The following is a 12,066-nucleotide window of genomic DNA, read 5'->3' as shown; positions in this document are numbered from 1 at the left end:
ATGGTGACATGAAGCGCGCCGCCCGTCTGAATGCGATCCTCGACCTGCTGGCCGAGGACGGCGAGGTGAACGTCGACGAGCTCGTCGAGCGCTTCGGCGCCTCGGCCGCCACCACCCGTCGCGATCTCGACTCGCTCGCCGAGCAGCGTCTGCTCACCCGCACGCACGGCGGGGCGGTCGCGCACTCGGTCGCCTACGAGCTGCCGATCCGCTACAAGAGCCACCAGCGCGCGCACGAGAAGGAGAGCATCGCCCTGGCCGCCGCCGCGCTCGTCGCACCGGGCATGGTCGTCGGGTTGTCTGGCGGAACCACCACCACGGCCATCGCCGCAGCGCTCGCCGCTCGAGACGATCTCGCCGCAGGAACGGGCATCACGGTCGTCACCAACGCCGTGAACATCGCGGCGCAGCTCGCGACCCGACCCGACATCAAGGTCGTCGTGACCGGTGGGGTGATCCACTCGCGCAGCTATGAGCTGGTGGGCCCGTTCGTCGAGCAGCTGCTGAGGGGCGTGCGGCTCGACATCGCCTTCATCGGAGTCAACGGCATGGATGCCGTGGCCGGAGCCACCACGCAGGACGAACGCGAAGCCGCGGTGAACCGGATGATGGCCGAGCGAGCCCGCCGCGCCGTCGTCGTCACCGACAGCAGCAAGATCGGCACGGTGGCGTTCGCGGCCGTCGGCGGCTCGGAGCTGTTCCCCGTGCTGCTGACCGACGACGGAGCGGATGCCGCGACCCTGGCTGCGTTCCGCGACGCGGGCTACGAGGTCCTGACAGCCTGACAACCTGAGACCCGTGCGGACTCCTGGTGGGGGTGCCGCGACCCCTCTCGCGGCACCCCCGGAGTAGATGGTGTCCTGTCGTTCCCTCACACTCCCCAGTGCACGAGGGTTTCCCCAGTTCGACTGCGCCTCCCTCGCGCTTCGTTTCCGAAGCCCTTCGCTGGCACCTTCTGGAGATAAGGAGCCATGCACCGATGTTCTGATACATCGAGTGGAGAAAAGATTCAGAGACCGCTTCCGTGGCACTGGAACGGCGCACTCAGTCCGGTGGATTCGGCTGCCGCGGCCAGCGCGACGGCCGGTCGTGCACCGGCCGCCAGCTCGACGTGCACGGCGCCGAGCAGCTCGCACGCGATGTCGTCTGCCACCACCACGGGTGCGGCGATGACGCAGCCGGTGCCGGCGTGCAGCCAGACCCGCGTCATGCCCAGCGCCTCCTCGCCCCAGCGCACCGATGAGCGGCCCAGCTCGCACGCCGAGAGCACCACGGTCTCTGGCGCGCGCGAGATCAGGTCGACGTCATAGCCGAACAGTGTGCCGTCGTGGAGTTCGAACCCGGAGAACAGTGGGTTGTCGACCGCATGGCGACCGTGAGCGGCGATGTGCAGCACGTCGACCTGCTCGGCGAGCTCGGTGACGGCCGACACCCGCGCGCGCTCACCGGTCAGCATCCGGGAGTCGGTCCACGCCTCGGCAGCCCGACGCACCTCCTCTTCGGCGCGCGCGACACGTGGGCCGGTCGCGAATCCGGCCGTCGGAGCCGGCGCTGCTGCGTCCTGTGAGCGTTCGGGCGCGGCGCGCGAGGAGTCCGGCAGAGGAGGCGTCGACGAGGACTCGGTTCGTCGAGGCGGCTCGCCGAGCAGACGCGACACCGAGGTGGCGATCGTGAACGGCGTTCCGCGCATTCCGGGGAGCATCGCCCAGGGGATGCCACCGAGGATGCCGGGAACCGTCAGGGCGAGACGAGCAGCCCCACCCGACGCCGCGCGGGCAGGTGCGAGGAGCGCGTCGTCGAGCCGGCGCAGCCTGTCGTCGAGCGATCGTGCCACGACGGAGGCCATCGCGCCGCCACGAGTGAGGGCAGCCACGTCGAGGTCGGCGCGGAGTCCGTCGAGCGCGGCCTCGATGCGCGGCAGCGACAGCTCGACGATCGACGAACCGGATGCCGTCACCACGACGCACAGCAGCTCCTCGCGCGTGAAGACGTAGGCGAGGATCGCCGTGTCATCCTCCAGCCGGGCCCTGGTCTCGAGCAGTCCGAGGCGCTGGTGGTTCCCACCGACACCGGTCGACGACCACTGCCGGTCACGCACCCGATCCCGCAGTTCGCGCACACGCGCATCAGTCGTCCAGTCCGACCCGGCGAGCTCTGCGCGCAGCATCCGCAGTTCGGCGAGGTCGGCCGAGAGTTCTGCGTCGTGCGGCGGGCGCACCGGAGCGACCTGCTGGCTCAGATGCCTGGCGCGCTCCGACCACTCGAACAGCACCTCAGGGTCGCGCGACCGGGCGGCGGCGGCGAGCCCCGTGAACATCAGCTCGGTGCCGTGCATCGCCACGGATGCCTGCAGGTCGAGCGCGCCGAACGACTGCTGCCACGCGGTGAGCAGGTCGAGGCCCTCGGCTGCGGCACGGCGGGCGTCGGCATCCCTGCCTGCAGACGCCGCTCGCACCGCTCGCACCTCGTGCGCGCGCAGGCGCAGCGGCGTCGGGGCGTCGGAGGTGAGTCGCGGCATCCGCCCTCCGTCAGCGAGGCGTGCGGTGAGAGACAGGGCAGTGGCCTCGGTGCGGAACCCTCCGCGGGTGAGCGCTGCGGCGGTGCGTGCGAAGTCCTCGGCATTCGGCGCGGCCTTCGGGTGGGCGAGCAGCCGGGCCTCCAGCCGCACCGCCTCGGCCCGGGCGGCCCAGCTCTCACTCCCCAGCGCGGCGAAGCGACGGGATGCGGTCGCGGCGGCCCGCTCGGCAGCAGGGGCGTCGTGCCGCAGAAGCGACCGGGCGAGGTGGAACTCGGCTTCGCCGCGCGCCTGGCGCATGCGCTGTGCACCGAACCGCGCGGCGACCGCGCCGAGCAGCTCCTCGGCCTCTGTCGTGAGGCCCGCATCGCGCAGCACCTCGGCGCGGTCGAGGTCGCTGATCGCTGCGGCGAGGTCGCTCGTGGCGGCGAGAATCGGCCGCGATCGGGTCATCAGTCCGAGCGCCGTGACGAGGTCGCCACCGAGCAGTGCGGCATAGCCGAGGTTGTGGCGGGCTTCGGCGAGCGGCGCGTCTGCCCCGTGCGCCTCATACGCGGCGATCGCTCGCTGCAGATCGGCCGAGCACTCGTCGAGCCGGTGTCTCTGCATGTTGACGACCGAGCGGCTCATCAGGCAGTTGGCGCTCTCGATCGAGCCCTCGTGGAGCCCGTCGATCGCCTTCGTGAGGAGCAGGTCGGCCTCATCGAGGCGGCCATTGTGCATCAGCAGCGTGCCCAGTTGCCCGTTCGCGAGGGCGATCGTCTCATCGCTGAGGCCGGGGCGCGACAGTGCTTCTCGTGAGAGCCGCTCGGCCTCCGCCGGCTGACCCGTCTGGGCGAGCACGTAGGCCATGGTCCCGTCGATTCGTGCGCGCAGATCACCGTCGTCGGTGCGCGCGGACGCGGTCGTCAGAGCACGCCGCGCCTGCGCGAACCGTCGGGAGTTGGCTGCGTCGACGCCGCGCTGATGCAGCTCGAGAGCAGACAGGGGCACTGGACCAGAATGCCGGTATGTCTGGCTTCGCGGAAGTCTTGCGGCCGCATTCGGCTGCCTGGCCTGGGCCGTTTGGCTGACCAACGCCCGGATGGCTGACCGTACTGACCCTGTTCGGCAGCCAGTCGGGGAATCTTCAGCCATCCGGCCGACGTACTGATCCGGCCGCGGCTACCCTCCCGACACCGGGGAGGGCAGTGTCTTCAGCACGGCGGCGACGGCCTTGGCCGCGACATCTGCCTTCACCCCCTGCGGAGGCACCGTGCCGAGCTGCGCGGCGATGCGTCCCGCGACGTACGGAGCGGCGAATGACGTGCCGCTCCAGATCGCGAAGCCGCCGCGGTAGTCGTCGGGGTCGATCGTCTCGCGGCGGAGCCCGTCGACATCGGCCCTCGTCGCGGCCTGCTCGCCGCCGACGAACGCCGGCGAGGTGCTGACCACCGCGGCTCCCGGTGCGTACACCTGCACCCAGGGGCCGACGTTCGAGAACAGCGCGACCGACCTGGCCGAGGGGTTCAGGGCGCCGACCGACACGTGCGGGGCGTCCTTGTCTCGAGGGATGCCGTTGTCGGCACCGGGCCAGGGCCAGAGGGATGCCGGGAACGACGGCCGATCGATCGCGTCGTTGCCCGCCGAGCACACGACCACGCATCCGAGTTCACGGGCTTTCGTGAGCAGCGCGTGGAGGGTCTTGCTGAACTGACCGTCGACCGGGGACTCGTGGTAGTACCCGAGTGAGAGGTTCAGGACGTCGATCGGATGCCCCGTCTTCGGGTCCTCCCGGTGTCGGCGCAGCAGTTCGACGACCTGGGCGACCGTCGTGAGGAACGTGCTCTCGTCGATCACGCCGAGAGCGCCGGCCATGCGGATCGACAGGATGTCGGCCTCCGGAGCCGTCTGCCGGATGATGCCTGCGATGAACGTCCCGTGACCCGCGACCGCGTCGATCTCGCCGTCGAGCTGCCCGTAGAGATCGGGGTAGCGCTCGGGATCCGCGTCGTCCGTGAGCCCGACCGGCACGCCGTCGAGCTCGATATGCCGGGTGACGATGTCGTCGGGAAGCCAATCGTGCACGCCGCATCCGGTGTCGAGCACCGCCACCACGGGGCGACGGCCGCGTTTCGGGGCGGCCGTGCGCTGCGGAGCCGGCCCGAGCCAGGTCACCGGCTGGCGGGCGCCGCGCCCCGGCTCGAGGTAGTCGTCGCTGCCGCCGACTCCTCCGCCCGCGCCGCGCACCGGGTTGGTGCGGCTGAACGGGTTGGTGCGGCTGAAGGGATTCGTGCGACTGAACGGATTGAGCCCGACCGGATCGATCGACAGCACGTGCTCGAGGCTGGTCCTCGGCATCGGTGTGCCCGAGCTGCGGCGGGCGCGCTGCAGCACGCGCCACGCATCGGGCGGCACCGGAGATTCGCCTCGGGTCGGCTCGTCGGGGGTGGTCAGGCGGGCCCGGAGGAAGCCGGGCACGCCTGGAACCAACGGATCGGCCGCGCGGAGAGCCTCCGGCGATTCGATCTCGAGATTCCAGCCGAACGAGCCGGCCGCGTCGCGCAGCTCGCGGATCTCCTGGTCGTAGGCCTCCTGGTCGTTCTCCTGATCCTGTGTGATCAGCAGGCGCTCCTGCAGATACGCCGTGGGGAACGCCCTGACGCCGTCGACGGGTTCGACCGACGGGTCGAGAGCCGTCCCCCGTCTGATCGATCCTTCAGCTCGGTCCTGCCAACTCCACCCCTGGGGCTGCTCCATCGTGGGTCCTCTCCTCGCGGGCGAAGCCGCGTCCTGTGCGGGAGTTCCCGCGGTGTGTGCGGGATGCCCCGCGTCCCGTCAAAGAGATCCTGCGAGCTGCGGGAGTCGCCCAGCGGGTGGTGTGCGCGGGTCACCCCGCAACGTGCGCGGGTCGCCCCGCGGTGGATCACAACTCGAACTGCGGGGTCGACAGAGTGCGCTGCTCGTCGCCCGCCATCGTGGTGAGGCGCACGAGAGTCAGTCCGTCGGGCACGTCGTCGAACATGAAGCGACCGGTGTCGTTGGCTGTCGTCGTGCGGATGTGCTCGCCCTGCGCGAGTTCGATCGCACCCGATGTCGAGTCGACCCAGCCGTCGACGCGGTGCGCGCCCGTCGCGGTGCGCGTGACGTGCAACAGGATGCTGGTGGTGCCGTCGCTGAACTGCAGGGTCAGCGCGTCGGCGTCACCGCGCACGGCACCGAGCGGTTGTTCGACGAGGGTGAGCAGCGCGTACTCCTCCGACAGGCCCTCGGCCGCGACGGTCGCGATCATGCGATCGATCAGGGCGGCGGGCATCGGATCGACGTCGCGCCACAGTGAGCGCAGCTGCGCGAACAGCTCGGCATCCTCGTGGTTGTCGCCGCCGTGTGCTCCGTCGTTCTCGCTCATGAGCTGCCCTCCGTTCGTGGTGTCGGCGCGTCGAGCAGGTCCCGCAGCTTCGCGAGGCAGCGTTGGCGGGTGGGGCCGATGCTGCCGACGGGCATCGCGAGATCGGCGGCGAGGCGGGCGTAATCGGGTCGCTCCTCGAAGGCGATCACACGCAGCAGGCGCTGGCATCGGTCGGCGAGGCGTTGAACGGCAGCCCAGAGACGGCGGTTCTCGTCTCCGACGGTGGCATGGTGCTCGGCCGACTGCTGCTCAGGAAGCAGTGCGTCGAGAGCATCCGACTCCGCGGTGTCGACCCTGTTGTGCGCCTTGCCGGCCCGCCAGGCCTCACGGCGGGCGGTGGTGGTGAGCCAGGCCGAGACCGCCTTCGGGTCGCTGATCGAGCGATGGCCCCGAACCAGCTGCAGCCAGGTCGTCTGGATGACGTCTTCGGCCAGTGTGCGCTCGAGTCCGTAGGCCCGCACGACATGCCAGAGCACAGGCGTCATCAGCCGCACGAGGTCGTCCATCGCGCGGCTGTCGCCGTCTCGCCATGCGTCGAAGAATTCGGCGGCTCGCCTCCAGCGAGCCGCGCCGTCGTCCGGTGCAGGATCGAGGCCGGCGCCACCGGGTGCGCCGTCGATCATGAGTCCCATTGTGATCACATCAGTCAGGAGCACGGCAAGAGCTTGCTGATACATGGACTCGGTGTTTTTTCGGGGCGTTAGCGTGGAGGGGTGATCGCTCTCTCCGTCGTGCTCTTCCTCAACGCCGCCTTCAACGTGCTGGTGTGGCCCCGCTTCTACAAGCGCGTCGCGACAGACCCGCGGGCTCGGGATGCCGACGGCAAGGCCACGACGTTCCTCAAGGTGCACGCCGTGCTGATCGCGATCGCCCTGGTGCTCGCGCTGGTCTCGGTGATCGTCGGCGTCGCGGCTCTCGCCGGAGCGCTCTGAGGGTCAGCGCTCGGGTCAGCCCGACGGCGGTCAGGAGCGGGTGACCGGCTGCTGCAGCTCGGTGATCCAGTCGGCCTGGTCTTCGGATTCCGACCGCAGGTAGACCTCGCGGCACGCTCCGACGGCGGTGGCGCCGCCGTCGGTGATCGCCTCGTTCAGCGCATGCCAGCTGTCGTCGATCGTCGCCATGGTGCCGAGGTGCGTGGCGGTGAACGCAGACTCGACGGCCGGCAGCTCGACGATGACGAGCCCGTCGACCGCGGGGCCGTCGTAGACGAAGCCGACCGTGATGCGCACGCCGTGCTTGTTCATGTCGTACTCGGCGATGGGGAGTCCCGGCGTCGCCCCCGCATCACTCAGGGCGTCGGCGACCCGGTCGAACAGAGGGCCCACGACAGCCGCGACCTCGGGCTGCGAGGCGACGGTCTCGGTCAGCGACGCGAGTCGGACGAACGGGAGTGGCTTCTCGCTGATCTCCAGGGCTGACATCGTCGTCTCCTCAGGTCGTGGGTGCGTGCCGCCGATCCTACGCGCGCGCACCGACATCCGTCACGTGCGATCGAGCGCCGGCCGCCACCCGTCATCCGGCCCGATCGCGGCCGAGACCCTCTGACTGATCACACGGAGCTGGCGCCTCTGGGCCGCCGTGAGACTGTCGAACACCAGTTCGCGCACGAGCGCATGATGCGCGGGTGTCGACTCGACGACCTTGTCGTGCCCGCTCGGCGTGAGGATTCCCAGCGTGAACCGGCCGTCTGTCGGATCGGTCTCGCGCCGGACCCACCCCTTCGCCTCCAGGCGGGAGACCGCGCGCGAGAGTCGCGAGAGGGTGCAGCTGGCATAGCTCGCGAGGACGCTGAGACGCAGTGTGCGATCGGGAGCGGAGTCGAGCGCGAACAGGATCCCGTGTTCGAAGTGGGTCAGCCCGCTGTCGCGCTGCAGCTGCGCGTCGAGAGCGGTCGGCAGCCGTTCGAGCAGGGTGGCGACGGGCGCCCAGATCTCCAGCTCCTCCGGGCTCAGGGGGTCGTCGATCGAGTGCTCGGGCATGTCATGAGCCTACGCCATGCGCGCCCATTCACTTGCTCACGCAAGTGAAGACCCGTACAGTTACTTGCTCAAGCAAGTCAATGCGCACCAAAGGACGGTGCGAGAAGGAGTGATCATGAACCTGGGGCTGCAGGGCAAGACGGCGTTCGTCAGCGGATCGACGCAGGGGATCGGCTATGCGATCGCTGCCGCGCTCGCCGCGGAGGGCGCCGAGGTGACGCTGAACGGGCGCGACGCGCAGCGTCTCGATGCGGCGGTCGAGCGTCTGCGCAGCGAGCACCCGGGCGCGCGAGTGGCGGGTTTCGCGGCCGACTTCTCGAGTGCCGACGAGGTTGCACGGCTCACCGAGGCGCTGGGGCAGGTGGACATCCTCGTGAACAACGTCGGACTCTTCGGCCTCGCCGACTTCGCATCCGTCAGTGATGAGGACTGGGCGCGGTACTTCGAGGTCAATGTGATGAGCGGCGTGCGGCTGTCTCGCGCGCTGCTCGGCGGGATGCTCGAGCGGGGTTCGGGTCGCATCATCTTCATCAGCAGCGAGTCCGGCGTCAACGTGCCGGCCGACATGGTGCACTACGGCATGACCAAAGCGGCCATGCTCGCGGTTGCGAACGGTCTGGCGAAGCTCACCCGGGGCACGGCCGTCACCGTGAACACCGTGCTCGGCGGCCCCACGTTCTCCGACGGAGTGGCTGCATCTGTGGCGGTCGTCGCCGATGCACAAGGCCTTCCCGCCGAGGCGATGAAGAGTGCGATCATCGGCCAGAACCGAACGACCCTGTTGGAGCGGTTCATCGACCCGACCGAGATCGCGAACCTGGCCGCATATCTGTCGAGCCCGCTGTCGTCCGCGACGAACGGTGCCGCCCTGCGCGCGGACGGGGGTGTGCTCACCGGGATGCTGTGATGGTTTACACCGCTCAGGCCATCTCGTACTGCTTCGCGTGCTCGGCCCAACGCGACTCGACGGGCAGAGCGCGCAGCGCGCGGTTGCCCAGTGCGAGGGCGACGGCGACGATGCAGAGTGCTGCGCACGCGAGGATCGTCCATTCGCGGCCGATCCAGCTGAGGCCGAAGCCGGCGATCAGAGGCGCGAGCGGCATGGCACCCATTCCCAGCACGCCGGCCGCGCTGTTGGCCCGACCCAGCAGCTCGGTCGGCGTCGCGACCATGAAGTAGCCCATCATCCCGGCGTTGAGCGCCGGGAGCAGCACCACCGAGGCTCCCAGCACGATCACGATCGCCCACGGCTCTGTCACCGTCGCGAGCACCACCGTGCCGACGGCGCCGCCCGCGAGACCGGCGATCGCGAGCACTCCAGTGCGGATGCGCGGCACGAGCAGTGGTGCCACGATGGCGCCGGCGAGCATGACCGCACCGACCCCCGCGCCGAGCGACCCGATCAGCAGCTCGGAGTATCCGGCCTGCTGGAGTGCGTACATGACGGTCGTGATCGCGGCGTTGAAGCCCAGGTTGACGATCGTGATGATGACGAGCACGCCGCCGAGGTCGGGGCGTGAGAACAGCCAGGCGAACGCCTCTCGCAGCTCGGCCCACGCGCTCGTTCTGGCCGGGGCGGTCGCTGGGGCATGGGCGGCCGACTCCGTGGGGAGACCCAGACCATCCGCCGGATCCACGGCGAGTCCCGCCGTGACACGCCCTTCTTCGACCGGATGCTCTGAGCTCGCCGCGCCATCGCCCGCCCCCGACCCCCCGGCATCCGCCCCGGTGTCCGCGATTCCGGCGCGGCGCGCCTCTCGCCGCAGCATCCATGCCGTGACTGCGGCGACCGCGTGGCAGAGCGTCATGACGACGCCGACCAGCCAGCCGCCGACGCCGAGCAGGAGTCCGCCCAGGGGTCCGCCGGCGAGCTGCAGCGCGGCATCCCGCCCCTGGTTCGCGGCCTGAGCCCTGCCCATCGCGTCGTCGGGCACGATCTCCTTGATCGCGCTCTCGCCGGCGACGTCGAAGAGCCCGCCGCGGGCGGCAAGCAGCACGTTCGCCGCGAGCAGGGTGCCGAAGGTGAGGGCATCTGCGAGAGCCAGCAGGGTGAATGCCGCTGCCAGCAGGATGCCGATCAGCGAGCCGATCAGCATGAGCAGGATGCGACGGTGCCGGTCGGCCAGGACACCGCCGACGAGTGTGAGCACCAGACGTGCGACCATTCCTGCGCCGCCGATGACACCCGCCTGGGCGGGGTCGTTCGTGACGATCAAGGCGAGCAGAGGGATCGCGAAGGCGAACAGTGTCGCCGCGAGACCCTTGCTCGTGTCGCTCACGAGCCAGGTCAGGTACCGGGCGTTGCGCCAGAGCCGGTGGGGTGCGGTCACGGTCGTCGTCATGATGTAGAGAGTAGTTCCGCAAGAGGACTTGCGCAACTAATCTTGCGCAATCATTCGTGCGAGTAGGATCTGAGCATGGGCGACGGCACTCACGGTGAAGATCCCGTATGGATGACGACGGCCATGCTCAAGGCCTACACGCATCCGCTGCGGCGGAAGATCCTTCGCCTGCTCGCCCGACGCCACCACATGCGCGCGGCCGACATCGCCGCCGAGCTCCAGGTCGCCGCGAACAGCGTCAGCTTCCACCTGCGCACCCTCGCTGATGCGGGCCTCATCGTCGAGGCTCCGGAGCATGCGCGAGATCGTCGCGACCGAGTGTGGGCGCCGGTGAAGGGTGCGATGAGCGTGGGCGACCCCGACCACCCGGTGGCCGACGAGGAGCTCGGCGACGCCGTCGTGCGAGCCGTGGCCGCCGAGCACCAGGACCTTCTCCAGCGTGTGATCGCGTGGTCGCCCGAGTACTACGGAGGTCGAGCCTCGGGCATCCACGCCGTGTTCCAGCAGCGCACCACCCGGCTCACCGAGGCGGAGTTCACGGCGGTGATGGAGATCTTCGACAGGGCGATGGCCGAGGCCGAAGCCGCGCACGATGACGACGACCCCGAGGGTCGCTTCTGGCAGGTCGACCTCGTCGCCGCAGACGACACGATCTGACCCCTACGCGCCCTCCGGCTCCGTGGCGGACTCGCCCTCGGTCTCCTCTTCCGGCTCCCGATGGCCGCTGAGAATGAGGATGCGGCGCAGCTGCATGGCCGCGAGCACGCCGGGGCCCATCGACCGCCGTACATCGATCGTGCGGTCGTCGACGGTCTCGAGCAGCAGTCTGATCGCTCGGGCCGCCTCCCCGCGAGCGCGGTGATCTGCGGGAGTGAGCGGATCCTGCTGAGCGATGACCTCGGCGACCGCGTGGCATGCCGCCGAGAGCGGTTCGGGCAGCGCCGCATCCAGTTCGAGCGCGCCCGGGCGGTCCCAGATGGTGTCGGCGGTCTCGTCGGAGATGTCGCGGATCAGGTGCGCGATGCGATCGAGGCGCGCGAGTTCGGCGTGGATGTGCTGCGTCTCTCCGCGGCGCCCGAAAGCGCGCGGGTTGCCTCGCCGGCTGTCGTCGGCGTCAGACAGCGCGGTGCGAAGCTCTGACGTCGTGTCGGCGAGCGATGACGCATCGTCGGCCCACTTCTCGTGCTCCGGAGGCCAGGACTCCGAGACGGCCGATCCGATGTCGTGCAGGTGCTCGCTCAGCTGAGTGCGGAAGGCGTCGACCTTCGCCGCGGCGGCGAGAGTGAGCGGCGCGGGAGCAATCACCAGGTTCACGATGAACCCGACGACTACTCCGACCCCCATCTGCACGAGGTAGCCGAGCGAGTACTCGTCGGCGTTCTGGCCGCCGACGATCAGCACGAACAGGGCAGCCATGGGCACGTATTCGCGTCCGACGCCGAACCAGCCGGTGCCCGAGACCAGCACGCCGACGCCGACCACGACAGGGATCGACCACCACGTCGGGCCGACGGTCAGCACGACGACTGCGGCCAGGGCGATGCCGGTCGCGAGTCCGAGCAGGGTCTGCAGGCCCGACCGCACCGACCCCATCAACGTCGGATACATGCTGACCAGCGCGCCGAGCGGTGCGTAGTACGGGTACTCGTCGGTGACTCCGGGCGTGTGCGGAGCGATCAGCCACGCGAGCCCGACCGCCAGTGCGGTCTTGGCGACGAGCAGCAGCCTGGCAGGGTCGACCGCCTCGCGCAGCGAGCGCACGATGCCAGGGCGGCGCGCGCGCACTCGGGTTCTGATGTTCGTCACGGCATCCTCTCGTCATCCTCCCCGAAGGGATGACGC

The 12,066-nt window shown here is 69.9% G+C and carries 12 protein-coding genes; 4 read left to right on the top strand and 8 right to left on the bottom strand.

What is annotated here, in order from left to right:
- The first annotated feature begins 8 nt into the window (after positions 1-8).
- Positions 9-785, top strand: a complete 777-nt coding sequence (locus ACLKOY_RS10685) for a DeoR/GlpR family DNA-binding transcription regulator (protein ID WP_436453607.1) — start codon at positions 9-11, stop codon at positions 783-785.
- A gap of 224 nt (positions 786-1,009) precedes the next feature.
- Here the strand turns inward: ACLKOY_RS10685 and ACLKOY_RS10680 are convergent, their stop codons facing one another.
- From ACLKOY_RS10680 to ACLKOY_RS10665, 4 genes are all read right to left on the bottom strand, one after another.
- Entirely contained in the window at positions 1,010-3,508 is a 2,499-nt protein-coding gene (locus ACLKOY_RS10680) for a CHAT domain-containing protein (protein WP_436453606.1), read from the bottom strand.
- Between the two features lie 171 nt (positions 3,509-3,679).
- Positions 3,680-5,254, bottom strand: coding sequence for a S8 family peptidase (locus ACLKOY_RS10675; RefSeq protein WP_436453605.1), 1,575 nt, complete (start codon positions 5,252-5,254; stop codon positions 3,680-3,682).
- Positions 5,255-5,420: 166 nt separating this feature from the next.
- Positions 5,421-5,903 (bottom strand): hypothetical protein, encoded by a 483-nt coding sequence (locus tag ACLKOY_RS10670; protein ID WP_436453604.1) that lies wholly within the window; start codon positions 5,901-5,903, stop codon positions 5,421-5,423.
- On the bottom strand, positions 5,900-6,526 hold the full coding sequence (locus ACLKOY_RS10665) for an RNA polymerase sigma factor (protein ID WP_436453603.1): 627 nt from the start codon (positions 6,524-6,526) through the stop codon (positions 5,900-5,902). The genes ACLKOY_RS10670 and ACLKOY_RS10665 overlap by 4 nt, the downstream gene beginning before the upstream one ends.
- 90 nt (positions 6,527-6,616) lie before the next feature.
- Here ACLKOY_RS10665 and ACLKOY_RS10660 point away from each other — a divergent pair, with 90 nt between their 5' ends.
- Positions 6,617-6,835 carry an SCO4848 family membrane protein gene (locus ACLKOY_RS10660; protein ID WP_140035740.1) on the top strand — a complete coding sequence of 73 codons (219 nt, stop codon included), beginning with the start codon at positions 6,617-6,619 and terminating at the stop codon, positions 6,833-6,835.
- A gap of 30 nt (positions 6,836-6,865) precedes the next feature.
- Here the strand turns inward: ACLKOY_RS10660 and ACLKOY_RS10655 are convergent, their stop codons facing one another.
- A complete protein-coding gene (locus ACLKOY_RS10655; protein ID WP_436453602.1) occupies positions 6,866-7,324 on the bottom strand; it encodes a hypothetical protein in 459 nt (152 codons plus the stop codon).
- 60 nt (positions 7,325-7,384) lie between these two features.
- Positions 7,385-7,882, bottom strand: a complete 498-nt coding sequence (locus ACLKOY_RS10650; RefSeq protein WP_436453601.1) for a MarR family winged helix-turn-helix transcriptional regulator — start codon at positions 7,880-7,882, stop codon at positions 7,385-7,387.
- A gap of 115 nt (positions 7,883-7,997) precedes the next feature.
- On the opposite strand from ACLKOY_RS10650, the gene ACLKOY_RS10645 reads away from it, so the two are divergent.
- Positions 7,998-8,789 carry an SDR family NAD(P)-dependent oxidoreductase gene (locus ACLKOY_RS10645; RefSeq protein ID WP_436453600.1) on the top strand — a complete coding sequence of 264 codons (792 nt, stop codon included), beginning with the start codon at positions 7,998-8,000 and terminating at the stop codon, positions 8,787-8,789.
- A gap of 13 nt (positions 8,790-8,802) precedes the next feature.
- On the opposite strand, the gene ACLKOY_RS10640 is transcribed toward ACLKOY_RS10645, so the two are convergent.
- Positions 8,803-10,224: an MFS transporter gene (locus ACLKOY_RS10640; RefSeq protein WP_436453599.1), complete on the bottom strand. Its 1,422-nt coding sequence runs from the start codon at positions 10,222-10,224 to the stop codon at positions 8,803-8,805.
- Positions 10,225-10,299: 75 nt separating this feature from the next.
- On the opposite strand from ACLKOY_RS10640, the gene ACLKOY_RS10635 reads away from it, so the two are divergent.
- Entirely contained in the window at positions 10,300-10,881 is a 582-nt protein-coding gene (locus tag ACLKOY_RS10635; protein ID WP_436453598.1) for a helix-turn-helix domain-containing protein, read from the top strand.
- A gap of 3 nt (positions 10,882-10,884) precedes the next feature.
- Here ACLKOY_RS10635 and ACLKOY_RS10630 read toward each other — a convergent pair whose 3' ends face one another.
- Positions 10,885-12,030 carry an FUSC family protein gene (locus ACLKOY_RS10630; protein ID WP_436453597.1) on the bottom strand — a complete coding sequence of 382 codons (1,146 nt, stop codon included), beginning with the start codon at positions 12,028-12,030 and terminating at the stop codon, positions 10,885-10,887.
- Positions 12,031-12,066 lie beyond the last annotated feature (36 nt).

This window comes from Microbacterium sp. K2, assembly GCF_051365005.1.
Lineage (GTDB): Bacteria > Actinomycetota > Actinomycetes > Actinomycetales > Microbacteriaceae > Microbacterium > Microbacterium foliorum_B.
Note: the sequence above shows the minus strand (reverse complement) of the source record. Positions and strands in the feature narration are given on the sequence as shown.